The organism is Inconstantimicrobium porci, assembly GCF_009696465.1.
GTDB classification, from domain to species: Bacteria; Bacillota; Clostridia; order Clostridiales; family Clostridiaceae; genus Inconstantimicrobium; species Inconstantimicrobium porci.
On the sequence record NZ_VULX01000002.1, the window covers coordinates 212,862 to 237,258 of the forward strand.

General features: G+C 32.2%; 25 protein-coding genes, 2 tRNA genes, 2 rRNA genes and 1 other annotated feature. Of the genes, 4 read left to right on the forward strand and 25 right to left on the reverse strand.

Annotation, left to right across the window (positions count from 1 at the left end; translation table 11 throughout):
• Window positions 1-85: 85 nt before the first annotated feature.
• The 13 genes from FYJ33_RS03435 to FYJ33_RS03490 form a co-directional block, all read right to left on the reverse strand.
• The gene (locus FYJ33_RS03435) at window positions 86-424 is read right to left on the reverse strand and encodes a hypothetical protein (RefSeq protein WP_154530371.1); all 339 of its coding nucleotides are present in this window, start codon (window positions 422-424) and stop codon (window positions 86-88) included.
• Window positions 425-670: 246 nt separating this feature from the next.
• Window positions 671-874, reverse strand: coding sequence for a hypothetical protein (locus FYJ33_RS16025; protein ID WP_206046599.1), 204 nt, complete (start codon window positions 872-874; stop codon window positions 671-673).
• A gap of 302 nt (window positions 875-1,176) precedes the next feature.
• Entirely contained in the window at window positions 1,177-2,613 is a 1,437-nt protein-coding gene (gene gatB, locus FYJ33_RS03440) for an Asp-tRNA(Asn)/Glu-tRNA(Gln) amidotransferase subunit GatB (RefSeq protein ID WP_154530372.1), read from the reverse strand.
• 2 nt (window positions 2,614-2,615) lie between these two features.
• Entirely contained in the window at window positions 2,616-4,091 is a 1,476-nt protein-coding gene (gene gatA / locus FYJ33_RS03445) for an Asp-tRNA(Asn)/Glu-tRNA(Gln) amidotransferase subunit GatA (RefSeq protein ID WP_154530373.1), read from the reverse strand.
• A 12-nt stretch (window positions 4,092-4,103) separates the two neighbouring features.
• On the reverse strand, window positions 4,104-4,394 hold the full coding sequence (gene gatC, locus FYJ33_RS03450) for an Asp-tRNA(Asn)/Glu-tRNA(Gln) amidotransferase subunit GatC (RefSeq protein ID WP_154530374.1): 291 nt from the start codon (window positions 4,392-4,394) through the stop codon (window positions 4,104-4,106).
• 132 nt (window positions 4,395-4,526) lie between these two features.
• Window positions 4,527-5,819: an aspartate--tRNA(Asn) ligase gene (aspS, locus tag FYJ33_RS03455; protein WP_154530375.1), complete on the reverse strand. Its 1,293-nt coding sequence runs from the start codon at window positions 5,817-5,819 to the stop codon at window positions 4,527-4,529.
• 236 nt (window positions 5,820-6,055) lie between these two features.
• Window positions 6,056-6,314 (reverse strand) — a binding site (T-box leader).
• A 256-nt stretch (window positions 6,315-6,570) separates the two neighbouring features.
• Window positions 6,571-6,798: a glutaredoxin family protein gene (locus tag FYJ33_RS03460; protein ID WP_154530376.1), complete on the reverse strand. Its 228-nt coding sequence runs from the start codon at window positions 6,796-6,798 to the stop codon at window positions 6,571-6,573.
• A 72-nt stretch (window positions 6,799-6,870) separates the two neighbouring features.
• Window positions 6,871-8,331, reverse strand: a complete 1,461-nt coding sequence (locus FYJ33_RS03465) for an NADP-dependent glyceraldehyde-3-phosphate dehydrogenase (RefSeq protein WP_154530377.1) — start codon at window positions 8,329-8,331, stop codon at window positions 6,871-6,873.
• A gap of 25 nt (window positions 8,332-8,356) precedes the next feature.
• Entirely contained in the window at window positions 8,357-9,289 is a 933-nt protein-coding gene (trxB, locus tag FYJ33_RS03470; RefSeq protein ID WP_154530378.1) for a thioredoxin-disulfide reductase, read from the reverse strand.
• A 325-nt stretch (window positions 9,290-9,614) separates the two neighbouring features.
• Complete coding sequence (locus FYJ33_RS03475) at window positions 9,615-12,089, reverse strand: ATP-dependent Clp protease ATP-binding subunit (protein ID WP_154530379.1); 2,475 nt, start codon at window positions 12,087-12,089, stop codon at window positions 9,615-9,617.
• Between the two features lie 11 nt (window positions 12,090-12,100).
• A complete protein-coding gene (locus FYJ33_RS03480) occupies window positions 12,101-13,132 on the reverse strand; it encodes an ATP--guanido phosphotransferase (protein ID WP_154530380.1) in 1,032 nt (343 codons plus the stop codon).
• A gap of 17 nt (window positions 13,133-13,149) precedes the next feature.
• Window positions 13,150-13,671 (reverse strand): UvrB/UvrC motif-containing protein, encoded by a 522-nt coding sequence (locus tag FYJ33_RS03485; protein ID WP_206046600.1) that lies wholly within the window; start codon window positions 13,669-13,671, stop codon window positions 13,150-13,152.
• A gap of 24 nt (window positions 13,672-13,695) precedes the next feature.
• Window positions 13,696-14,151, reverse strand: coding sequence for a CtsR family transcriptional regulator (locus FYJ33_RS03490; RefSeq protein ID WP_154530382.1), 456 nt, complete (start codon window positions 14,149-14,151; stop codon window positions 13,696-13,698).
• A gap of 182 nt (window positions 14,152-14,333) precedes the next feature.
• Between FYJ33_RS03490 and FYJ33_RS03495 the strand changes: the two genes are divergently transcribed.
• Window positions 14,334-14,984: an MBL fold metallo-hydrolase gene (locus FYJ33_RS03495; RefSeq protein ID WP_154530383.1), complete on the forward strand. Its 651-nt coding sequence runs from the start codon at window positions 14,334-14,336 to the stop codon at window positions 14,982-14,984.
• A gap of 362 nt (window positions 14,985-15,346) precedes the next feature.
• On the opposite strand, the gene FYJ33_RS03500 is transcribed toward FYJ33_RS03495, so the two are convergent.
• The 8 genes from FYJ33_RS03500 to FYJ33_RS03535 all read right to left on the reverse strand — a co-directional run bounded on the left by FYJ33_RS03500 (window position 15,347) and on the right by FYJ33_RS03535 (window position 20,341).
• The gene (locus FYJ33_RS03500; protein WP_154530384.1) at window positions 15,347-15,517 is read right to left on the reverse strand and encodes a DUF362 domain-containing protein; all 171 of its coding nucleotides are present in this window, start codon (window positions 15,515-15,517) and stop codon (window positions 15,347-15,349) included.
• Window positions 15,518-15,603: 86 nt separating this feature from the next.
• Window positions 15,604-15,813, reverse strand: a complete 210-nt coding sequence (locus FYJ33_RS03505) for a ferredoxin (RefSeq protein ID WP_154530385.1) — start codon at window positions 15,811-15,813, stop codon at window positions 15,604-15,606.
• A gap of 21 nt (window positions 15,814-15,834) precedes the next feature.
• Window positions 15,835-16,746: a PSP1 domain-containing protein gene (locus FYJ33_RS03510; RefSeq protein ID WP_154530386.1), complete on the reverse strand. Its 912-nt coding sequence runs from the start codon at window positions 16,744-16,746 to the stop codon at window positions 15,835-15,837.
• Between the two features lie 2 nt (window positions 16,747-16,748).
• A complete protein-coding gene (locus FYJ33_RS03515; RefSeq protein ID WP_235900758.1) occupies window positions 16,749-17,678 on the reverse strand; it encodes a DNA polymerase III subunit delta' in 930 nt (309 codons plus the stop codon).
• 23 nt (window positions 17,679-17,701) lie between these two features.
• A complete protein-coding gene (locus FYJ33_RS03520; RefSeq protein ID WP_154530388.1) occupies window positions 17,702-18,031 on the reverse strand; it encodes a cyclic-di-AMP receptor in 330 nt (109 codons plus the stop codon).
• A 74-nt stretch (window positions 18,032-18,105) separates the two neighbouring features.
• Entirely contained in the window at window positions 18,106-18,693 is a 588-nt protein-coding gene (locus tag FYJ33_RS03525) for a nucleoside/nucleotide kinase family protein (RefSeq protein ID WP_154530389.1), read from the reverse strand.
• A gap of 23 nt (window positions 18,694-18,716) precedes the next feature.
• Window positions 18,717-20,141, reverse strand: coding sequence for an aminotransferase class I/II-fold pyridoxal phosphate-dependent enzyme (locus tag FYJ33_RS03530; protein ID WP_277643265.1), 1,425 nt, complete (start codon window positions 20,139-20,141; stop codon window positions 18,717-18,719).
• 5 nt (window positions 20,142-20,146) lie between these two features.
• The gene (locus tag FYJ33_RS03535) at window positions 20,147-20,341 is read right to left on the reverse strand and encodes a sigma factor G inhibitor Gin (RefSeq protein WP_154530390.1); all 195 of its coding nucleotides are present in this window, start codon (window positions 20,339-20,341) and stop codon (window positions 20,147-20,149) included.
• Between the two features lie 139 nt (window positions 20,342-20,480).
• On the opposite strand from FYJ33_RS03535, the gene FYJ33_RS03540 reads away from it, so the two are divergent.
• The 3 genes from FYJ33_RS03540 to FYJ33_RS03550 all read left to right on the forward strand — a co-directional run bounded on the left by FYJ33_RS03540 (window position 20,481) and on the right by FYJ33_RS03550 (window position 23,696).
• A complete protein-coding gene (locus FYJ33_RS03540; RefSeq protein ID WP_154530402.1) occupies window positions 20,481-21,647 on the forward strand; it encodes a zinc-binding metallopeptidase family protein in 1,167 nt (388 codons plus the stop codon).
• A 121-nt stretch (window positions 21,648-21,768) separates the two neighbouring features.
• Entirely contained in the window at window positions 21,769-22,710 is a 942-nt protein-coding gene (locus FYJ33_RS03545; RefSeq protein ID WP_154530391.1) for a magnesium transporter CorA family protein, read from the forward strand.
• Between the two features lie 80 nt (window positions 22,711-22,790).
• Entirely contained in the window at window positions 22,791-23,696 is a 906-nt protein-coding gene (locus FYJ33_RS03550) for a S66 peptidase family protein (protein WP_154530392.1), read from the forward strand.
• A 177-nt stretch (window positions 23,697-23,873) separates the two neighbouring features.
• On the opposite strand, the gene FYJ33_RS03555 is transcribed toward FYJ33_RS03550, so the two are convergent.
• The 4 genes from FYJ33_RS03555 to FYJ33_RS03570 all read right to left on the reverse strand — a co-directional run.
• Window positions 23,874-23,947, reverse strand: a tRNA-Cys gene (locus FYJ33_RS03555).
• A gap of 5 nt (window positions 23,948-23,952) precedes the next feature.
• Window positions 23,953-24,028 (reverse strand) — tRNA-Phe (locus tag FYJ33_RS03560).
• A gap of 6 nt (window positions 24,029-24,034) precedes the next feature.
• Window positions 24,035-24,152, reverse strand: a 5S ribosomal RNA gene (gene rrf / locus FYJ33_RS03565).
• A 118-nt stretch (window positions 24,153-24,270) separates the two neighbouring features.
• A 23S ribosomal RNA gene (locus FYJ33_RS03570) occupies window positions 24,271-24,397 on the reverse strand; the annotation flags it as partial.

The following is a 24,397-nucleotide window of genomic DNA, read 5'->3' on the forward strand; positions in this document are numbered from 1 at the left end:
ACTAAAGACACAAAATATCAACGATATTTTGTATCTTCACATCAAAACAAATACAGTAAAACTAGCATATTTGTTCTAATTAATTTTATGGGTATATTTGTCCTTCTATATCGCATGCATGCCAAGTGTTAGCATCTGTTTTAATAGTTGCATAAAGAACAGATCCCTGATACAGTCTTCCATCAATATTATAGTATACTTTATAAAAACCAGTTTTATTGAAGTTACCTACTCCAGTACATCTAATTCCCTTATACATCAACCACCAATCTATTCCTGAGCCTCCCCAGCCCATCCTAGTCACATTAAAATCAGCATCATTATCTTTATTTGTTTTCATAACACCATGTGTATTAACTGATCCAGTTCTAGGCAGTCTCACATTAACGTCTATCGCACTCTGTGCGTAAGCAACTTGTCCCATTAAAGCCAGTGCAAAAGCTGCCGTTAAAAAAATGCCTAATTTTTTTTAACATTCTTTTTTTCATATTATTACTTCCTTATAAAAGATATGTAATGCATTATATCTAACTATGTTATACCACTTTTACATAATAATTCAATATATTACAGTAATTTTTTTTTACATTGTTTCTATTCCTCTATAATACAATATATTGCATCTTTAATATATATTTTGTATTATTTTTAATATAGCTAAACAAACCTATTACATATCTTTTTCACTTTTAACAACCCCTAAATAAAATAGTCCAATACCAATAAGTAATAGCATTAATGGATATAAAATTTCATGTGTTGTTGTTACTATTATGTTTAAAGCATAAACTTGTGAAAAATTAAATACTCTATTTATACCTAGCTCTTCTATAAGCGTACCGCAAAGAATATATCCAAAAAACGGGATTATCAAAACAAATACAGTAAAACTAACGAATCATATTAAAATCAGCATCATTATCTTTATCTTTATTTATTTTCATAACACCATGTGTATTATCGCTCTTTATTATAAAACTATGTAATGTATTACATTGACTATTTTATACCACATATTTCATATTTTTTAATATTTTTATAATTTTTGCTTTCCCCTGTTTAGTATATAAATGTACCATTATATTCCTAACTTTTGTGAATATATCTTTATAAAAAGGCAAATTCCTCAATACACATTAAAGAATCTGCCCTAAATTAATTTAAGTTATAAATCATTTATTTTAATTTTTTCTCTAACATTTCTTTCACCATCGGTGGATTTGCTTTACCTTTTGTAGCTTTCATTACCTGTCCTATGAGGAATCCTATAGATTGTTTCTTTCCTGCTTTATAGTCAGCAACTGACTGAGGATTATTTTCCATTGCTTCTATTACTGCTTTTTCTATTTCATCTTCATTGTTTATCTGTTTAAGTCCTTTTTCCTCAACTACTTCCTCAGGACTTTTACCTGTCTTAAACACTTCTTCAAATACTTCTTTCCCTGCTGTCGTACTCAAGTCACCTTTATCTACCATTTTAATAATCTGAGCCAGCGTTTCTTCTTTTACAGGAATATCATCAAAATCACCTTCATGATTTTTCATCAGTCTGAAAAGATCCCCTAAAATCCAATTTGCTGCTGCCTTTCCGTTACACCCTTCAGATACAAGATCTTCAAAGTACTGTGCAAGATATTTATCGCTAGTTAAAAGATTAACTTCTTTCTCAGTAAGTTCATAACTCTCAAGAAATCTTTTCTTTTTGGCATTTGGCAGCTCAGGCATAGTCTTTTCGGCATTCTCGATTACTGAATCATTTATTTCAATAGGTCTTAAATCAGGATCAGGAAAATATCTGTAGTCATCAGAATCTTCCTTAGTTCTCATGACTAGAGTCCTTGCTTTTGCAGAATCATATCTCCTTGTCTCCTGTTTTATCTTGTCTCCTTCACCATATTCGTAAAGCTGTTTCTGTCTCTTTTCTTCTTTTTCAAGAGCTTTCTGTACTTCCTTAAATGAATTGATATTTTTAATCTCAACTTTGCAGTTTAAATCACTGCTGCCAGCTTCTCTTAAGGAAATGTTGGCATCACATCTAAGTGAACCTTCTTCCATCCTGCAGTCTGATACTTCTGCATATGCAAGTATACTCTTTAAATTTTTAAGGAACTCAACAGCTTCTTCTGGTGAGCTTATATCTGGTTCTGTTACTATTTCTATAAGAGGTACTCCAACACGGTTATAGTCTATAAGTGAATATGGTTCATACTCAAGATGTACAAGCTTACCTGCATCTTCCTCTATATGAATTCTATTAAGTCTTATAGTCTTCTTTTTACCATCCTTAGTCTCAATTTCTACTCCACCGCCACTACATATTGGAAGATCAAACTGCGAAATCTGATATGCTTTCGGAAGATCTGGGTAAAAATAATTTTTTCTATCCATTTTATTTATTTTATTAATTTTACAGTTTAGTGCTTTTCCCGCCTTAACAGCAAGATTTATTACTTCTTCATTAAGAACAGGAAGTGTTCCTGGAAGTCCCATACACACAGGACATGTATTTTCATTAGGTTTCGCACCAAACTTTGTTGAACAGCTGCAGAATATTTTTGTTTTTGTTTTAAGTTCTGCATGTATTTCAAGTCCTATTACACTTTCATATGCCATAGTTATTTATCCCCCTTCTTCATCATCTTTTCATACATATCAAGCTTTAAGCCATCTTCAACAGCTTTAGCCGCCCTGAATATTTTTTCTTCGCAGAAGTCATCAGCCATAATTTGCATTCCTATTGGAAGTTCATCACTACTCATACCGCATGGCACTGAAATAGCTGGTATTCCTGCCAGATTAACATTAACTGTATAAATATCTGCAAGATACATTTCAACTGGATTCTGTTTTTTCTCACCAATTTTAAATGGCAGTACTGGTGATACTGGTCCTATAATAATATCATATTTTTCAAAAACCTTTTTAAACTCACTCTTTATCTTTTTCTTAAGCTTCATTGCTTTTTTATAATAAGCATCATAATATCCCGCAGAAAGGCAGTATGTTCCAATCATGATTCTTCTTTTAACTTCATCACCAAAGCTTTCGCTCCTGCTGTTTGCCATGATATCATAAACATCTTCATAATTCTTAGTCCTATATCCATATCGTATTCCATCAAATCTTGCAAGATTTGAACTTGCTTCAGCAGAGGAAATTATATAGTAAGCAGAAAGTCCTTCTTCTGCTACCTCCATTGATATTGTCTCAACTTCTGCTCCCAACTCTTTAAGCATATCTATAGTGCTTAGTACCTTTTCTTTTACCTCAACATCAAGACCTTCTTCAAAAAACTGCTTAGGAACTGCTATCTTCATTCCCTTAACACCATCATTGATAGTCTTAAAATAATCTTTTCTTTCAATTTCTGCACTAGTATTATCACGTTCATCATAACCTTCAATAATACTTAAAAGAAATGCTGCATCATCAACATTTCTTGTAATAGGTCCTATCTGATCAAGAGAAGATGCAAAAGCAATAAGTCCATATCTTGACACAAGTCCATAAGTTGGTTTAAGACCAACTACTCCACAGAAAGAAGATGGCTGTCTTATAGATCCACCTGTATCTGAACCTAAAGCTGCAGGCGCAAGACATGCTGCAACGGCAGCTGCTGATCCACCTGATGACCCACCTGGAACTCTTTCTATATCAAAAGGATTTTTGGTAATCTTATAAGCTGAGTTTTCTGTAGATGATCCCATAGCGAATTCATCCATATTAAGCTTACCAATTATAACAGCCCCTTCTTCTTTTAACTTTTCAACTACTGCTGCATCATAAGGTGGCACAAAATCTTCAAGCATTTTAGAAGCACATGTAGTTCTGATGCCATCTGTACATATATTATCTTTAACTGCTATAGGTACACCTAAAAGTTTTCCTTTTATATCTTTGCACTTAACTTTCTGATCAGCTTCCTCAGCTTGTTTCAATGCTTCTTCCCTGCATACTGTAATGTAAGACTGTATCTTTTCATCTTCGCTTTCAATTCTATCAAAGTATGATTTAACTATTTCCACTGAAGTAAATTCTGCTTTCTTTATACCATCACTTAATTCCTTAAGTGTCATCTTCATAAAATCCATAATCAATGCCCCCTATTCTATTATTTTTGGTACTTCAATTGCTCCGTCTCTTAAAGTCTTCACGTTCTGCATAAGCTTTTTCTTATCAGTAAAAACTTTGACTTCATCTTTTCTAAACTTCTTATTTGTATCTTCAATAGTAAGATCTACATCTGATAAATCTATATCATTAAGCTTTTTAAACTCACCTAAAATATCATTAAGTTCACACTGCATCTTCTTAATTTCCTCATCAGAAAAGTTAAGTTTTGCAAGCTTTGCTACATGCTTAACCTCATCTAATGTAACTTCTGTTTTATCCATAACAAATTCCTCCTCTTTCAATGTATAATTTAAAATGTATAATGTATAATGTATAATTTCCGATTGAACTCCACAGGTGAGTTCTATAAAGAGAGCTTCGCCCTCTTTAAAACTTCTAATTATTTTACATTCCTAAGGTGTAATTCTCTTCATATCTCTTGGAAGCAGTGATGCTTCTCTTATATTATCAAGATTTAAAATCTTCATTGTCAGCCTTTCAAGACCTATTGCTAATCCTCCATGTGGCGGCATACCATATTTAAAGTTTTTAGTATAAAACTCAAATTCTTCTGTTTTCATGTTAAATCTTTTAATATTTTCAACAAGTTCTTCATAATCGTGTATTCTCTGTCCACCTGTAGTAATCTCCAGCCCTTTATAGATTAAATCAAAGCTTCTTGTTGTTTCATTATCTTCATCATCAGGCATTGTATACATCGGTCTTTTTGATCTTGTATACTTAGTTAAAAATACAAAATCACTATCATATTTTTCTTTAACATATTTTGCAATAAGCTTTTCGCCTTCATTATCCAGGTTGCCTATAGGAGACCTTTTACCATATTCTTTTAGTATTATATCCTGAGCATCTTTTATTTTGATTCTCGGTATTTTAACATCCTCATTAAGCTTTGAATCATATTCTCCAAGTATTCTACTGCAAGTTTTATTAAGATGCTTAAACAAGTACCTTATGAAACCTTCTTCAAGTTCCATTATATCTTCCTCATTCTTAATAAATGCCATTTCTAAATCCATACTTACATACTCGTTTAGATGTCTGTATGTGTTGTGAAGTTCAGCCCTATATGCATGCCCGATTTCAAATACTCTTTCAAATCCAGCTCCCACCATCATCTGCTTATAAAACTGAGGGCTCTGTGCTAAAAATGCTCTGTGGTCAAAGTAGTCTACAGTAAACATTTCACTACCACCTTCAGTACCACTTGCTATAATCTTTGGTGTGTGAATCTCTGTAAAGTTTCTTTCTTTAAGATACCCTCTAAAAGCATACTGTATTTCTTCCTGAATCTTGAAAATATCTCTTATTCTCATATTTCTTAAGCTTACCGCTCTATGATCAAGCTGACTTTCAAGGCTTGCATCAATATTTTTTTTATTAATTTCAAATGGAAGCTCATCATAATAAGCTTTACCAATTACCTTTAAAGATGTAACCTGTATTTCTACACCATTAATAGCTTTTGTATTTGAAACTTTTGCTCCTTCAGCTTCAATACACATTTCAAGTCTTAGCTTGCAAGTCTCTTCATGAGTTAAAACAAGCTGTACAATTCCAGTCTTATCACGAAGTCTTACAAAACTTATGTGTCCAAGATTATAAATTTTGTGAACCCAGCCCTTAAGTAAAACTTCTTCTCCATCTTTTTTTGATGATAGATCTTTTACATATACTCTTTCCATATTCTAAATCCTCCTTAAAATTTTATTGCTTACTGCCTGAGCTAAATCAACAATGATGCTTACATAAATTAAAGGATTCTTCTTATAAAATTAAAACTATTGATAAATCACTCTTTAATAATGATCATTGACATTTCTTACAAGAGTTCAATTATCAACAGTTTACTATTGGATGTAAGAAACCACATAAATAAAATTTAAATAAAAAAACGCCCCTATATCACACTTTCGTATGATATAGGGACGATATATTTCATTCGCGGTACCACCCTAATTAATTCTAAGAACATTACTTAAAATCATCTCAAATAAGCAACACTGTTGATTGCTCTATTCTTTTAACGGCGAATATTCCCGTCCAAGTCTACTTGCTAAAACAGCTTTTGGTTGGATGCTCAAGGATGTTCTTCATTAAAGCTTTCATTAGGAGACTCTCACCATAACTCCCTCGCTCAAAACTATTACTTTAAGTACTCTTCCTATCATTGTTTTTTACAAATTATTCTTTTATTTGATATTTTATTAAAATGATACTCCTTTTGTTCAATAAATGCAATATATATTTTGAAATTTTAAAAAATAAAAGTTCCGCTTAATATTAAACACTCCAAAAACATATTCAACATTAAAATAATTTAGAATTTATCTTTTAAAATCTAATAAAATTTTACCTTTTTCAATGCAATTTGCTACACATAAAAAAAGAGCAGCACAAGACTTAAAATCCTGTGCTGCTTTTTATTTTTATGTATTATAGATTTAATGCCTTATCAATTGCTGGCTTATCAAATCCTACAATAAATGTTCCGTTAATATCTAATACTGGAACTCCCATTTGCTTTGTTTTAGCAACCATTTCTTCTCTAGCTGCCATATCTTCTTGAACATTTAATTCTTCAAATTCTATTCCCTTTGACTTTAGATAATCCTTTGCTTTTACGCACCAAGGGCATACGTTTGTAGAGTATACTTTAACCATAGTACATATCTCCTTTATATTTAAATATATTATATAGAAGCCGCTACAAAATGCAGCGGTCCTTTATTCTTATTATCTTTGTATATTTAAAACAATAGCTTTTGGTCTTGTCATAGATTCAATTGAATACTTGATTCCCTGAGTTCCCATACCTGATGCCTTAACTCCAAGGAATGGGAAATGGTCTGGACCTCTTTCAGTTTTATTATTTACCTGAACAGTTCCAACTTCAAGCTTTTCTGCAATATAGAATGCATCATTCATATTACTAGTAAATACTGATGACTGCAATCCATATTCTGATTCATTAGCAATCTTAAGTGCTTCATCCTTATCTTTTATTCTTATAACTGGAAGCACTGGACCAAATGGTTCTTCCCACGCTAGTTTCATATCAGTAGTAACATTATCATATAGAGTTGGATATACTAAATTTCCATCTCTCCTTCCACCTATTACAAGTGTTGCGCCCTTTTCTTCAGCATCTCTCATAAGACCTTCAACAAAATCTGCTGACTTGTTATCTATTAATGGAACAATATCAACTTGTTCTTTTAGTGGATTTCCTATAGTAAGTTTTTCAACAAGTGCTTTTATTTTTGCTACAAGTTCATCTGCAACATCATTAGTTACAAGAACTCTCTTAATGGCAGTACATCTTTGGCCTGAATAAGAATAAGCTCCAGCAACTATATTCTTAGCTGCAAGATCAAGATCAGCATCACTTAAAACTATAGCAGCATCCTTACCACCAAGTTCCATTAGTACTGGCTTCATTGTAGTTAATCCAGAAATCCTCTGTCCTATCTGTGTACTTCCTGTAAAGTTTATGAAATCTACATTCTTATGAGTTACGCAGTAATCTCCAATTTCACTTCCTCTTCCTGTAATAGTGTTAAGAACTCCCTTAGGAACTCCTGCTTTTTCAAATACTCTTGCAAGATATAATCCTGAAATACTTCCCTGAGTTGCTGGTTTTAATACTACTGTATTTCCACCCATTAACGCAGGTCCAATTTTTGAAGCTGCAAGATTTATCGGATAGTTAAATGGTGATATTGCAAGAACAACACCAAGTGGTTCTCTTTTAACTATAGATATCTTATTGCTATTGAATCCAGGGAAACTATCTGAAGGTATACTTTCACCCTGAACAGATTTGGCAACATCTGCTGTAAATCTTATAAGATCTGCAGTTCTAAGTGTTTCTGACATAGCAGATTTTCTGTCTTTTGCAACTTCTCTAATAAGAATATCAGCAACTTCTTCAGCATTATCTTCTAGGATTTGTGCTGCATTATAAAGTATTCTTGCTCTTTCATGTACAGGTGTATCTCTCCATTTTTTCTGAGCTTCTTTTGCATTTGAAATTGATTTATCAACTTCCTCTTTGCTCATGGCCTGAACCTTACCAATAAGGCTGCCATCAACTGGCGATTTTATTTCTATTAAATTGTTTGTTTCACTATTTATCCATTGCCCATCTAATAGAGTTTTAAACTCCATTTTTTCATTATGTATTTCCTTAAACATAATTTAACTTCATCTCCCTATATTTTTATTTATTATCAAGAATATATTTTTCAGCCTCAAGCGCTGCAATTGTTCCATCAGATACAGCTGTAGTAATTTGTCTGTATCTCTTCGCTCTTACATCACCTGCCGCATATACACCTCTAACATTTGTGTTCATGTTTTCATCAGTTATAATATATCCTTGTTTATCTAATTTTATATCTTGTTTAAATAAATCTGTTTTTGGTTTTGTCCCTATATACCCAAATACAGCCTTCATTTCAATTTCTTTTTCTTCTCCTGTTTTTGTATTTCTTATTATAGCAGATTCCATAAAGTTATCACCATTAACATCAACAAGATCATAATTATACATTATTTCAATTTTAGGGTTTGCTTCAACTTCATCAACCCTCTTCTGCTCTCCATTAAAGTAGTCATGTCTCCTAATAATTAGAACCTTTTCAGCAAATCTAGATAAGAACTGTGCTTCTTCAAGTGCTGAATTTCCTCCTCCAACTACTCCAATAACTTTTCCTTCATACATTGCCCCATCACATACAGCACAATAATGAACTCCCTTGCCAGAGAACTTTTCTTCACTTGGAATTGGAAGCTTCTTAGGCTGAGCACCAGTTGCAATAATTACGGTTTTAGCGTTATAAATACAGCTGCTTGTTTCAATAATCTTTTTTTCATTGCTTAAGCTTACTTTTTCAATCATATCAAACTCATCGATAGTTGCGCCAAGGCTAACTGCCTGCTGCTGCATTAAGTCAGCAAGTTCAGAACCCTCTACTTCCTTAAAGCCAGGATAATTTTCTATAGTATAGCTGTTCTTTACCTGTCCTCCAACTATAGCATCTTCAAGAATAAGACTATTAACCTTAGATCTTGAAGAATATATTCCTGCTGTAAGTCCTGCAGGCCCTGCACCTATAATCATTAAATCTATATCATTAACTTTTTTACTCAAGATTTTTCCTCCTTTATACAATCAGGAATCTTTTGTACCCCCAGGGGGTATTTTAGTACTTATTATAGCACAGTCAAAAATATTGTCAAATATTTTCCCTTCATAGAATAAAATTCTAATCTGAGGCAAAACTATTATTTAATTATAAGCTATACAAATTATATCGCAACATTCTATGGTAAAAATTGATTTTAATCACATATTGAAAAAAGAACTATCTATGCTCATAATCTCTTCTAATACAGATCTTCATATAACCTGGATTAACAAACCGACTACGCTTTAGACAGTTCTTTTATTTATAGTATAATCTTATCTTATTATATTATTCTAAAACTTCATTTGAAATTTCTTCATTTAATTTAATGAATTTCAACTTATCATCTTTGATAGTGATTTTAATATCATCACCACTTTTTATATTTCCACTTAGTAATTCTTCGCTAAGCTGGTCTTCTATTTCTTTTGTAATAACTCTCTTTAAAGGTCTTGCACCATAATTTAAGTCATTGCCCTTCTTTACAAGATACTTTCTACTTTTTTCATCTAGCTTAAGTGATAATTTCATCTTTTCAAGATTCTTGTTCACATCTCTGATTAAAAGGTCAACAATCTGCATAAGGTCTTTTTCTTCAAGCTTATGGAATACAATGATATCATCAATTCTGTTTAAGAACTCAGGTCTGAATGTATGTTTCAAATCTTCCATAACATTTTCCTTCATCTTTTCATATTCAGTTTCTGATTCATTTTCACTTATTGCAAAGCCCATACTCTTCTGTTTTTTAATGCTATGTGCACCAACATTGGAAGTCATTATTATAATGCAATTTTTAAAGTTAACTGTTTTGCCTTTGCCATCAGTAAGCCGACCATCTTCAAGTATCTGTAGCAGTACATTAAATACATCAGGATGAGCTTTTTCAATTTCATCAAATAAAATTACTGAATAAGGTGCTCTTCTTATTGCTTCAGTAAGCTGTCCTCCTTCATCATATCCAACATACCCTGGAGGGGCACCAATAAGTCTTGAAACTGCATGCTTTTCCATGTACTCACTCATATCAAATCTTATTATATCCTTTTCTCTACCAAACATAGCTTCAGCAAGTGCTTTAGAAAGTTCTGTCTTTCCTACGCCTGTAGGTCCGAGGAATATAAATGATCCTATTGGCTTCTTTGGATCTTTAAGTCCTACTCTTGCTCTTCTTACTGCTCTTGATACAGCTTTAACAGCTTCACTTTGTCCAATTACTCTCTTATGAAGTGTATCTTCAAGCTTTAAAAGTCTTTCGGATTCAGTTTCAGTAAGCTTCTGCGCAGGAATATTAGTCCATGCTGATACTACAGCTGCTACATCTGATTCAAGTACATTCTGAGTTATTGTACTCTTCTTTGTTGCCCAGATATTCTTCATGGAATCAAGCTTATCTTTAAGTTCACGTTCATTATCTCTTAAAAGTGCCGCCTTCTCATAATTCTGAGTTGAAATTGCATCTTCTTTTTCTTTTGTCACTCTTTCAATACCATCTTCTATTTCCTTAAGATCAGGTGGAGTAGTAAAACCTTTTATCCTGACTTTTGCTGCAGCTTCATCTATTAAATCAATTGCTTTATCTGGCATAAATCTATCTGATATATATCTGTCTGATAAAGAAACTGCAGCATTTAAAGCCTCATCTGTAATCTTTACTCCATGATGAGCCTCATATTTATCTCTTAAGCCTTTAAGTACAAGTAGAGTTTCTTCCTTTGTTGGTTCTCCTACCATTACAGGCTGGAATCTTCTCTCAAGTGCAGAATCTTTTTCTATATACTTTCTATATTCTTCTATAGTAGTTGCACCTATACACTGTATATCACCTCTTGCAAGAGATGGTTTCATGATATTTGAAGCATCTATAGCACCTTCTGCTCCACCTGCTCCAACTATTGTATGAATCTCATCGATGAATAGAAGAATATTTCCTGCTGACTTTATTTCAGCCATAACATTTTTAAGTCTGTCTTCAAATTCACCTCTATACTTTGCTCCTGCGATAAGTGATCCAATATCTAAAGATACAACTCTTTTTTCCTTTAAGATCTCAGGAATTTTTCCTTCTACTATCTTCTGAGCAAGTCCTTCTGCTATGGCAGTCTTACCAACTCCAGGCTCTCCTATAAGACAAGGATTATTCTTGATTCTTCTGCAAAGTATCTCAAGAACTCTTTCAGTTTCTTTTTCTCTGCCAATAACAGGATCAAGCTTACCCTCTTTAGCCATAGCCGTAAGGTCCCTACCATACCTGTCAAGACTCGGAGTCTTATTATCATTCTTTTTATTCTTCTTAACAGTGCTTACTGAATTTTCTATAGGCTCAATACCATTAAAATTATTGATTATTGCTTCCTTAAGTTCATCAAAATTGACACCAAGATTACCTAGTATAGTGTACGCAACACTGTCTTTTTCTCCTATAAGTGAAAGTAGCATATGCTCTGGTGATATATAATTATGACCTAAGCTGCCTGCTTTATTCATTGCATTATCAAGAAGTCTCTTTGCTCTTGGAGTAAGAGGAACTTCAGGCAACATATAATTAATATCACCTTCTCCTATATACTCTTTTATTCTTCCTATAATCTTATCTTCCGTTATATCATAGTTTGTTAGAATAACTTTGCTTGGACCTTCTGTAGATATAAGTCCTAAAAGAATATGTTCTGTTCCAATATAACTATGCTTTAATTTCTGAGAGTACTCTCGTGCTTTTAACAGCACTTGCTGTGCCCTCTCATTATACCTACCAAATATCAATATAATTCCTCCTATTTGTTTTCATTAAGAGTATCTCTTATAAGTTTTGCTCTTTCTATATCTATTTGTTTATCAGTAAAATTCTTGCTGTCACTTAATAATTTTATATTATTAGGCTGTATCCTCATAACAAGATTATCAAGCACATTTACATCTACATCTTTTATTATTGCCATTTCTACGCCTAATCTTACATTAGAAATCAAATCTAATGCTTCTTTTAAGCTAATTATCATAGCTGAACGTATTAATGCATAAGATCTATAGACTTTATCAAGTACTGCAATTCTATTTTTATCTAAAGAAACCTTTCTTAACGCAAATTCCTTAGTCATAACCTTAAATACTTCTTCTTCAAGATCTATTAAAATATCTTCTTCTGACATCCCAATAGTGATTTCACTTGAAATCTGATAAAGATTTCCCATGCATTTCTTATCTTCCATATAAACAGGTTTTATTATCATTCCGAAATCGTTAAGATGCTTTGTCACCTGACTCAGCTGATTAGCTTCTGTTATAGCAGGAAGATGTATAATCACAGATCCTCTGATTCCTGTTCCCACATTTCTAGGATTAGCTGTAAGATAGCCTAAATTTTCATCAAAAGCATATGTTAGTTTTTCTTCTAGCGCAGAATCAACTTGTAAGCACTTATCATATGTGCTCTTAAAGTCCAGACCTACTGCAATACTCTGAATCCTTATGTGGTCTTCATCATTTATCATGATGCTTAAATCTTCATCATCATTTACAAGAAAAGCAGTCTTGCTGAAGTTTTCAATAAGTTCTTTGCTTATAAGATGCTTTTCAAAAAAACATCCAATAACCTGAGGTTTATTTTCAATAAGCCTTACATCCTTAAGTGAATTTAAAGATTCATCTTCTCTGCATGAATTAAATACCTTGTCTATAATGTCATTTGCTCTTTCTTCGTCAAGCTTAACAGGAAAAGGAACCTTACTAAGGTTTCTTGCCAGCCTTACTCTAGAAGAAACCACCATCTTACCTTCAATACCTTTATAATCCATTATATTTTCCATTCTCTTTACCTCTGTTTTTAATTTTCTTTCTCCTGTAATACCTTAAGCTCATCTCTTACTACAGCAGCTTTCTCATATTCCTCAGTATCTACAAGCTTCTTTAATTTCTCACTAAGCTCTTTTATCTTTCTTTTCAATATTACATTCTTACCTATTCTCTGAGGAACATGTCCGATATGTTGCTTACTCCCCTGAAGTTCTTCAATTCCTGGTACAAGATACTGTTCAAATGATTTATAACATTCACTGCAACCAAGCATACCACTCTTCTTGAACTCATTATAAGTAAACCCACAATTGCTGCACTGAAGATTTTTTTCTTCTTTAGGTGCTGCATTATTTACTTCATTTATATAATCGATCAATCCGTTTAGCATTTCATCAACAGAAATTTCACCAGTACCTAATGATTTTAACATTCCAAGTTCCTGATCTTCTTTTGCACAGTCGCTGCAAAGCCATGTTTCAATTTTCTGACCTTTTACAACCTTAACTATGTGAACACTAGCACCTTCTTTTCCGCATTTATCACATTTCATATATACTACCTCCATTAATAGCTTTTATAATATTACAAGTATCATTGATTTAAGCATTTCTGCTCTTAATCTGTTTCTATCTTCTACGCCCTGAAGCGTACTATCTGCAATTGATATCTTAATTATATTAAATTCCCTCTCTGTTATTCTATTCATTTCATACAAATGTTCTAATATCATAACAGAATTATGGTAAGTTATACTATCTCCAATACTTTCAAAAATAAGATTTCTTATATCATCAAAATTATTGTTTGCCACTCGTTTTATAACAATATATCCGCCGCCGCCTCTTCTGCTTTCAATAAGATATCCTTTTTCATTTGTAAATCTTGTTGATAGCACATAATTTATCTGAGATGGAGCACAGCTGAATTTATCTGCCAATTCATTTCTCTGAATCTGCAGCTCATTGTTACTTCCATTATCATCAAAAAGTTCTTTAATAAACTCTTCAATCACATCTGATAATCTTGCCATAAAATCACCTGCTTTCACTTTTGACTTTCTTTGACTTTAATTATATATCAATACTTTCTTTAAATCAATGGTTAGCATTTCATTTCTTAATCTGTTTATCTAAATCATATTAATATTAAAATATGCATATTTACTTTTTTATTTGTAATAATTATTATTATATTCATGGAGGTGTAAAAATTATGAAAATACAATGGATAGGACACGCATCTTTTTTACTTACCACATCTTTAGGCAGAAAAATTTTAACTGATCCTTTCGGAAATGATATAGGATATATACCTTATGATGGTGACTGCGATATAATTACTGTCAGCCATAATCATTTTGATCACAACTGTCTTGACAACTTAAAGAAAGATACCAGACTTGTAAATACTGAGGGAAGACACTCTTTCAATTTCTGTGATATAACAGGATACCATAGTTTTCATGATGAATCTAATGGAAGTGAACGTGGTGACAATATAATATTTGTTTATGATGTAGATGGTTTCAGAATATGCCATTTAGGAGATCTTGGCCATGAACTAAGTAGTGATTTTATAGAGCAGCTAGGACACATAGATTTATTGTTCATTCCAGTAGGAGGAATCTTTACAATTGACGGAACTAAGGCAGCTAAAATAACAAAAGAAATAAATCCTTCATTTGTAATACCTATGCACTATAGCACACCAATGCTATCATTCAAGCTTGAAGGATTTGAAAAATTCATCATGGCTATGAAGAATGTAAACAAAACAAACAGCGATACATTCTTCCTTGAACACAAGGAAAATAAAGTACCTGAAGTTATTCTTTTAACTGTAAATAATCATTCTAAAAAATAAAACACATTTGAAAAGATTAGAGATATGAGAGAAGAGATAGAGAACAGGGTGAAATCAGCATCGCTTTGCTAGCTGATTTCTAAATTATACTGGAGGCTTCACCTCCAAAACTCTGATGTTATAAGCCTAAAGAGTTTATCCCATTCTTTAAGCGAACATGCAAAATCTTTGATTTGGTATGTTCGCTTATGCTTTGACTGGAAACTCCCGCAAGAAGTTTCTTCCTTTTCTCTACTCTCTTAGTTCTTATCTCTAATCTATTATATGTAATCTTGTATATGAACTTATTTTTAAATTATATATTTATTTAGAGTATAAAAAAAGAAGGTATACGGCTTGTACACCCTCTTTTTAATTATTTATTATTCTTGAACTGGAGCTCCTACTGGACAAACGTTTGCACAGTTTCCGCATTCTATACAAACAGATTCATCAATTTGGAATTGAGTATCTCCCTGAGAAATTGCTCCTACTGGACATTCGCTTGCACATGATCCACAGCTTACGCAAGTATCTTGTATTTTATATGCCATAATAAACACCTCCCAAATTTATATAATATTAAACCCACCACCATTTTATCATGTAACATGTAAAAATTAAAGTGCTTTACAAAATTTTATAACACATTAGTTACAATATATCCATTTTCTTCTATAGCGTCAATTATGTCATCTTTTGTTAAGGAATAGTTGTCAAAAACTATGCTGACAACTCTTTTTTCCTTAACTTCACATGCAAGTATACCTTCTTTGACTGTAATAGCATATTTTACATTATTTATATCTTTATTTGTTTTCATATTTGCTATCTCAATAGATAATTTCATATGATAACAGCCCCCTTTTCTTTAGCCCTTAAATAAATCTTTTACTAGCTTTTTATCTGCTTCATCATCGATATCAAGTTTGATCTTCTTAACATCTGATTCAGCAATTACATCTTCATAACTTCCAGATATAAGTTTTATATCCTTTATGTTATATTCTTCTACAATTTCTTCGTCATTTCTAGTAATCTTAACTTTAACGCTTTCCTTAACAACATTATTTGATACAACTTCTCCCTTTCCCATGTCAGTATCAACAATAGATCCTGTCTTAGGAAGCTTCTTTCTTATATCTTCGTAAGTTTCCTGTTCATAATTTAAACAGCACATAAGTCTTCCACATATTCCTGATATCTTTGTTGGATTTAATGATAAGTTTTGTTCCTTTGCCATCTTTATTGAAACAGATGCAAAATCACCAAGGAATGTTGAGCAGCATAATGGTCTTCCACATGGTCCAAGACCTCCAATCATCTTAGCTTCATCCCTTACTCCTATCTGTCTTAATTCTATTCTTGTCTTAAATATAGTAGCCAGATTCTTTACAAGCTCTCTAAAATCTATTCTGCCATCAGCAGTAAAATAGAATATAACCTTGTTATTATCAAATGTATATTCAACATCTATAAGCTTCATATCAAGATGATGTTCTGCTATCTTCTCTAGACATATATCAAAAGCCCTTGTTTCTTTTGCCTTATTTTCATTATGCTTTTCTATATCTTCTTTAGTAGCAACCCTTAATACAAGCTTTAAAGGTGATATAACTTCATCTTCACTAATATTTCTAGGTTCGATAACGCACTGCCCAAACTCTATTCCTCTAGCAGTTTCTACAATAACATAATCATCTTTCTTTATGTTATTTTCGCCCGGACCGAAATAATATATCTTTCCCGCCTTTTTAAAACGGATTCCTACAACCTGTATCATCCTTAGACCTCCAAAATTTTTATAAGCATCACATCAAAAGTGATTGATGCATTTGTATTTCTATCAAAGTTTCTCTTCGTCTCTAACACAATATCAACTATTGCATTTAACTTCTTGAATGACATTTCATTCGCTAATTTTTTAATTTCCTCTATCTTATCACTATTTATAATAAATCGTGTTTCATTCAATTCCTTAGCAAGAATAACATCCCTCACAAAAGATATTATCATTGACATAAATTCATCTTTTTTATCATTCAGTTTACTTAATTTTTCTTCATACTTAAGCACTGTAGATGCTTCTTTGCTTCCTGAATCCTGAAGTAGACTCACTGCCATATTTCTTATCTCAGCAAATGTTTCATCTTTTAAGAACCTATCTACCTTTCCGGGTATTCCTTCTGCAAAAGCAAGTACTGTCTTTTTCATCTCCGGTGAAAGATCTTTGTGATCTCTCATAATAAACTGATCCATTTCCTTAATCCCGAGTGGTGTAAGCTTATGTACCTGACATCTAGACTTTATAGTATCAAGAATTAATTCTCCACTCTCACATGTAATTATAATATATACACCCTTAGGGGGTTCTTCAATAGTTTTTAAAAGGGCATTCTGAGCCTGAACTGTAAGCTTATTACCCTGATTAATAATTATAACTTTTTTGTCACATTCATAAGGTTTCTTATTAACTTCAATGATTACCTCTCTTATATCATCAACACCAAAAGAGGCTTTTTCTGTTCTATACTGAACAATATCAATATAGTCCCTATTTTCTGTCTTGCCTAAAATTTCTAATGCCCACTCTTTTGCAAGCAAACTTTTGCCAATACCATCAGGTCCTATAATTAAATGGGCATGAGATGGCGCATTGCTCTTTATGCTTTTCTCAAATCCTCTTCTTACTTCATTATGTCCTATAAAATTCAATGCTGCCATCTCCTTTATTTAAATTAGATTTTATAAAACTGATCTACATCAACAACAAATACTGTTGCTCCTCCAACTTCCACTTCAATAGGATATGGAATGTATATTGATGAAGTGCTTCCCATAGTAGCTGGTGGTGTTACTACCTGCTTTCTAGTGCTGCACACATCTTTTATAACCTTAATTACATCATCAACTTTTTCTTTTTCAACACCAGTCATAAGTGTTGTATTACCTGACTTTAAAAATCCACCTGTAGTAGCAAGTTTTGTGACCATAAATCCTGCTTCTGTTATAGCATCAACAACGTCTGATGCATCATCATCCTGAACAATTGCTAAAATTAATTTCATGATAATCATCCTCCCCTATACCATATTTAATTATATTCTATCACAATTCAAATAAAGATTATATAAGTTATATTTTACTTTATTTTCAATATATCCATTTTTATCTCATTAACACATTTTTCGAAATCATCATTATTATATCTTTTATATATTTCGCATTTATTTAAATTACTTTCACTGAAATCAGCTGCATCTGCAAGATATCTCCTGCACATTTCATCGTAATTTGGATTCTTCTGCATCTTTTCCCTGTCAAGAGCTCTCTGAAGTCTTATACCATCATCAACTTCTATGTAAATCGGCACAACAACATCTCTGCCATAATACTCCTGAAAAGCAGAATAAGATTCCAACGTTGCAATAATGAGATAATTGTTATCCTTTAAATCTATCTGTCCGTCATCTACTGTACAATATGTCCATTTACCTTTAACAGTATTGTAATCTCTCTTTTCAATTACTTTTCCATTCCTGATGTATTCTTCAAGAATATTTTCATCAATAAAATAATACTCAAGTCCTTGTGTTTCCTGACTTCTCCTTGGTCTTGTAGTATAAGAAACTACTGGCTTTAAATCAAGACTTTTCTCCTTTTCAAGTTCCTTAAAAATAGTATCCTTACCGCAACTGCTCTTTCCAAGCAGACAAAAAATTTTGCCCATCACAAAAAACCTCCACCTATTTGCTATTTAACTGCCTTTATTTTATCTTCATTGACTCCCAACACATCTACACCGCTGCTTAAAAGTCTCTTAATAGTTTCAATGTGATTTCTAGTAATCTTTTCTCCCATAACCACAAGAGGAATTCCAGGTGGATACGGCACGATATTATCTCCTGCAGTCATCCCTTCACAATCCTCAATATTAACAAGAATTTTTTCTGCACACGAAGCTTCATATGGCTCAATTACCTTTTCATATGAATTCATGTAGCATATTTCCTTTAATTTATCACTGATATCACTTTCACTGCATTTTTTTAATGCTTTTATAAGTTTATCATAGTCCTCTTCAATATTAAATGGTGTAGGTATCAGCACTACATTTCTTTCATCACTCATTTCACATTGTACACTGTTTTCCCTTAAATACTTTAAAAGCTTGTGACCACTTAGCCCCTTATCAACATTAATAACTATTCTTGTATTGTCATAGTCAAATATGGGAAAATCAGCACTTTTATTTATGTACTCTTTATCAATAATTCTAAGGAATGAACACGAACTTATTTCTTGTTTTAACTTTTCAATTCTATGTATCAGCTTCTTATACTTTAGTTCTACCTCACTTTTTAGAAAATCCTTGCTATATTCTAGTGACATCATAAACATATATGAAGGGCTTGTACTTGAAAAAGCACTAACATAAAAATCAGTGTTATCAATAAGATTTTCATTCATAACATGAAGATATGCTGTCTGTGTAAGACTTGGCAGGGTCTTATGTGCACTTTCTACAACTATGTCGCCACCAAGACTTACAGCATTCTGTGGAAGCACACCTGAAAAACCAAAATGTGCTCCATGTGCAGAATCAACAATAAGTAGTATGTTCTTCTCTTTACATTTTTCACTTATTGCTTTCAAATCACAGCATATACCATAATAATTAGGATAAGTAAGCACTATACCTTTTATATCTTCTTCATTCTCAATGCGTGATATAACGTCAACACTGTTATTTGAAATAGGAAGCCCCAAAACAGAATCATAATTATAGTCAAGATAAACAGGTCTTAACTTTCTTAAAATGATTCCATTAAAAATTGATCTGTGGCATCCCCTTTCAATAAGTACCTTGTCGCCTTCACTAAAAGCAGCGAAAATCATGGCAAGATTACCACTTGTACTTCCATTTACTAAAAAGTAAGATTTCTTGCTTTTATAAAGGTTCTTAAGATCATCAAGTGCTTCTTTTATAACTCCTGATGGATCATGAAGATTATCAAGTCCATCTACTTCTGTAAGGTCTCCCTTTATCATCAACTTTGTAATATTATCGCATAAACTATTTTCTTTAAACGCTCTGCCATATTTATGACCTGGCATAGAAAATGGTGCTATATCTTCATCAAGATAATTCTTAATAGTGTTTCTTATACTATTCACTTAAGCTATTCTCCCATTCTTTTTCTGTAGTCGCTACTGCCTTTATATATCGCCCTTATCTTGTTTTTATAGTATTCATAAAAATCATTACCGGGCTCAAGGTTTACTATCTTCTTTTCGCAACTTTCACATATCAATTTGTCTTTTAATATTATACCACCACTTTTTTCTTTGCCACATATAAAACATATCTTTTTCAAATTTTTCACCTCCAAAGTAATCTATATATTTTGATTCTTTCCTTAAAATCTCAAGATATTCCATATTTTTTTTATATTATAAATATTTTATTGCTTTTAGGTAAAACTAATTTATGAATATTTGTTAGGAGGGTAAATGATGAAACAGGAAATAGTATCTTACTTATCAACAGAAAAAAAATCTTTATCTCAGCTTAATAAGTTTTTATATGATAATCCAGAAGAAAGTTATTGTGAACATAAAGCATGCAGCTATATATCTGACTTTTTGAAAGAAAGAGGCTTTGATGTAGAAAACAACTTTCAGAATATAGAGACTTCCTTTTTTGCTTCAAAAGGAAGCGGTCATCCCAAAATATGTTTTATTTGCGAATATGATGCTATAAAAGGTGAAGGACACATAACAGGTCATAATCTTCTTACAATGACTTCAATAACAGGTGCTATTGGCCTTGGCCACATTATAAACAAACTTCATGGATCAGTATATGTAATCGGCTGTCCTGGTGAATACCTAGGAGGTACAAATGCTACCTTTGTAAGACAGAATGTTTATGATGATATGGATGTAGTTCTTCTTGCTCATCCTGATCTTATTACTTCAGAAAGTGGAACATCATCAGCTATAATTCCATTATCAATAAAATACAGTGGAAAAAATGGCTTAAGTTTTCTTGATGAAGGAAACTGCACATCATTAGACGGAGTACTCTTAACTTTTGACATACTCAATTATGCTCTAAAAAGTGTAAAAGAAGATACAACTGTAAATTATGCCATTACAAAAGGAGGAATAACACCTCTGTTAAGACCACAGGAATCTGAAGCTCAATTTTATATAAGATCTATATCTATAAATAAGGCTAAACAAATGGAAGAAAAAATTCGTAATATATGCTCTTATGTATGTAATCTTATGAACTTAAACTGCTCAATATCATTATATGAATCTCCTAGTGAAGAATTGCTTACAAACATAACATTAAGCAGATTATTCTGCAATAACCTTAAGGAAACTGGCATAATTAATATAGATGACTTTAGGAATGTTAATGCTGGATTAAGTATTGGCTGTGTAAGCCAGAAGGTACCAGTTATACATCCATTTATAAGCATATGTAAAGATAGAAGCATCCACTACGGTACAAAACAATTTGCAGACTGTACAATAACAGATTATGCTGTCAGCCAGTGCATAAAGGCAGGTATTGCTTTAAGCTATACAGGTCTTGATATGATTGATAGTGAGAACCTATTAAGTGAAGTAAAAAGTGAATTTTATAATAATAACAGATTACTCTACTAATAAATTGAGGCTGGCAAAAGTAAATCTATAACTTTTGCCAGCCCTATTAAATTTTTGTAGATATCCTAATAATAATACATTAAAATATATATATGTAATAAATATTAGTTAGGAGATTTTTATGCTTAGTATATATAAAACAAAAAGCGAAGCTGATTCTACATTAGAAAAATTAAAGGATATAGAACACGGCTGCTGGATTAACTTAATATCACCAACTGAAGAAGAATTAATACTTGTACATAAAAAGACAAACATTCCAATGGAAGCATTAAAAGCCCCTCTTGATGATGAAGAAACAAGTCGTATAGAAAGTGAAAACTCTCATATTCTTGTAATTGTGGATATCCCATTTACAGAAGTGGAGGAGAACTCACTAACTTATGATACTTACCCACTGGGCATAATACATACAGACAGTTACATAATAACTATATGTTTAAAGAACAGCAGAATATTAAATGATTTTACAAACAACAAGATAAAATCATTTTATACATTTAAAAAATCAAGATTTATTCTGCAGATACTTAACAGAGTATCTACATCATTCCTTTTATATTTACGACAGATAGATAAAAAGAGCGAAATGATTGAAAAGAAGCTGCAGAATTCAATGAAAAACAGAGAGCTTATTCAGCTGCACTGTCTTGAAAAGTCACTAGTTTATTTTTCTACTTCATTAAAATCAAATGAAATTACATTAGAGAAAATGCTTAAACTTGAAATAATGCAGAGATATGCAGAAGATCAGGATATTCTTGAAGATGTAATTATTGAAAATAAACAGGCCATAGAAATGACTGAAATATATAGTAACATACTTGCTAGTACAATGGACTTCTTTGCTTCAGTAATTTCAAACAACTTAAATATAGTGATGAAGGTACTTGCCTCAGTAACAATATTAATGGCTATACCAACTATAATTGGTGGTATCTTCGGAATGAATGTTGCTCTTCCATTAGCAAACAACCCTCATGGATTCAGTATCATAATGATAATGACAATCGGTGCATGTCTATTTGCTGCCTACCTTCTATATAAAAAAGACATGTTTTAATACGTGTCTTTTTTATTTTTGAAATTAAACAAAAAAAGTCTGCATAAAATATTATTAATTGTAAATAAGGAGTGAGCAATATGATAATAGCAAATAGCTTTAACAGTGGTGATACTATTGGTATTTTTGCTCCTGCAGGTTCTTACAGCAAAGCAGACATGATGACCGAGATTTCAGGCTTTAAAAAACTAGGCTTCAAAATAAAGATGGCAGATAATTTATTCTGTAGATATGGCTATTTGGCAGGCACTGACAAACAACGTGCTGAAGATTTTAATTCATTAATATTAGATGATGATGTCAAAGCTCTTATTGCATTCAGAGGTGGTTATGGTTCTATTAACATACTTAAGTATATAAACATCTCAAATATCTTAAAGCATCCTAAACCTATATATGGGTTCAGTGATGTTACGGCTCTTATAAATTATGTTACCGATAAAACATCTTTAGTTACATTTCATGGTCCCATGATAAATTCTAATTTCAGTGACAAAACTACTTTTCTTTCTTTATTGAATTCATTATATAATCCTGGTGTATTTAGTTTCGATTTTAGTAATCTAAAGACCTACAACAATAATAACGCTATAGGAAAACTTGCCGGTGGTAACCTATCAACGATATGCTCATGCTTAGGGACACCATATGAATTAGATTTTAATGACAAAATTCTTTTACTTGAAGATATCAATGAAGATCCTTATAAGATTGACAGAATGCTTTCTCAGCTAATCCTATCAAACAGACTTGATAAGTGTGCTGGATTTATTATTGGCTACATGAATTATAGTAATGTTAATCATAAACTTAAAGAATTTGACTTTTCTTTTCAGAGAGTAATAGAAAATCTTCTTGTTCCATTGAAAAAGCCAATCATCTATGGCTGTCCATTTGGGCATAGTTATCCTAATATTACAATACCTATAGGCCTAAGAGTTATGCTTGACTTTAAAGATAAGATTATAAAAAGAATTGATTTTTAATATTTATCCACAATTTATTTTTTATTCACATATGTTGTCCACATATTTTTAGATATATGTGGACTTTATTTTTGTAATTGTGAATTATCTTTATGCAATGTTCAATAATTTTTTTATTTTCAGAAAACAAAAAAAAAGCAACCAACCTAGTCTATTACTAAATCAATTGCTCTTAATTGGAGGCGTCACCCAGACTTGAACTGGGGATAAAGGTTTTGCAGACCTTGGCCTTACCACTTGGCTATAACGCCTAATTTGGTGGCTCGAACTGGAATCGAACCAGTGACACGAGGATTTTCAGTCCTCTGCTCTACCGACTGAGCTATCGAGCCATACTAACCTGGCTACCACCTACTCTCCCACACAGTCTCCCATGCAGTACCATCAGCTGTAATTGGCTTAACCATCCTGTTCGGAATGGGAAGGGGTGTAACCCAAAAACACATCATAACCAGATATAAGTTTTGTCAAAATCTACGATTTTGCCAACAAAACTTTACTCCTCAGCACTTCTATTACTCAAAGAACAAAATGTTCTTTCAAAATTGCATACAAGTTCCATTACATTTTCAATTTGGTCAAGCCCTCGATCTATTAGTATCAGTCAGCTAAATATGTTACCACACTTACACCTCTGACCTATCAACCTTGTGTTCTTCAAGGGATCTTACTAGCTTACGCTATGGGAAATCTAATCTTGA

Coding starts and splice junctions, on each gene's coding strand:
- FYJ33_RS03435 (WP_154530371.1), bottom strand. CDS start 424: ATGGGACAAGTTGCTTACGCACAGAGTGCGATAGACGTTAATGTGAGA.
- gatB (WP_154530372.1), bottom strand. CDS start 2,613: ATGGCATATGAAAGTGTAATAGGACTTGAAATACATGCAGAACTTAAA.
- gatA (WP_154530373.1), bottom strand. CDS start 4,091: ATGGATTTTATGAAGATGACACTTAAGGAATTAAGTGATGGTATAAAG.
- gatC (WP_154530374.1), bottom strand. CDS start 4,394: ATGGATAAAACAGAAGTTACATTAGATGAGGTTAAGCATGTAGCAAAG.
- aspS (WP_154530375.1), bottom strand. CDS start 5,819: ATGGAAAGAGTATATGTAAAAGATCTATCATCAAAAAAAGATGGAGAA.
- FYJ33_RS03460 (WP_154530376.1), bottom strand. CDS start 6,798: ATGGTTAAAGTATACTCTACAAACGTATGCCCTTGGTGCGTAAAAGCA.
- FYJ33_RS03465 (WP_154530377.1), bottom strand. CDS start 8,331: ATGTTTAAGGAAATACATAATGAAAAAATGGAGTTTAAAACTCTATTA.
- FYJ33_RS03480 (WP_154530380.1), bottom strand. CDS start 13,132: ATGGAAAATATAATGGATTATAAAGGTATTGAAGGTAAGATGGTGGTT.
- FYJ33_RS03485 (WP_206046600.1), bottom strand. CDS start 13,671: ATGAAATGTGATAAATGCGGAAAAGAAGGTGCTAGTGTTCACATAGTT.
- FYJ33_RS03490 (WP_154530382.1), bottom strand. CDS start 14,151: ATGGCAAGATTATCAGATGTGATTGAAGAGTTTATTAAAGAACTTTTT.
- FYJ33_RS03495 (WP_154530383.1), top strand. CDS start 14,334: ATGAAAATACAATGGATAGGACACGCATCTTTTTTACTTACCACATCT.
- FYJ33_RS03500 (WP_154530384.1), bottom strand. CDS start 15,517: ATGGCATATAAAATACAAGATACTTGCGTAAGCTGTGGATCATGTGCA.
- FYJ33_RS03505 (WP_154530385.1), bottom strand. CDS start 15,813: ATGAAATTATCTATTGAGATAGCAAATATGAAAACAAATAAAGATATA.
- FYJ33_RS03510 (WP_154530386.1), bottom strand. CDS start 16,746: ATGATACAGGTTGTAGGAATCCGTTTTAAAAAGGCGGGAAAGATATAT.
- FYJ33_RS03520 (WP_154530388.1), bottom strand. CDS start 18,031: ATGAAATTAATTTTAGCAATTGTTCAGGATGATGATGCATCAGACGTT.
- FYJ33_RS03525 (WP_154530389.1), bottom strand. CDS start 18,693: ATGGGCAAAATTTTTTGTCTGCTTGGAAAGAGCAGTTGCGGTAAGGAT.
- FYJ33_RS03540 (WP_154530402.1), top strand. CDS start 20,481: ATGAAACAGGAAATAGTATCTTACTTATCAACAGAAAAAAAATCTTTA.
- FYJ33_RS03545 (WP_154530391.1), top strand. CDS start 21,769: ATGCTTAGTATATATAAAACAAAAAGCGAAGCTGATTCTACATTAGAA.
- FYJ33_RS03550 (WP_154530392.1), top strand. CDS start 22,791: ATGATAATAGCAAATAGCTTTAACAGTGGTGATACTATTGGTATTTTT.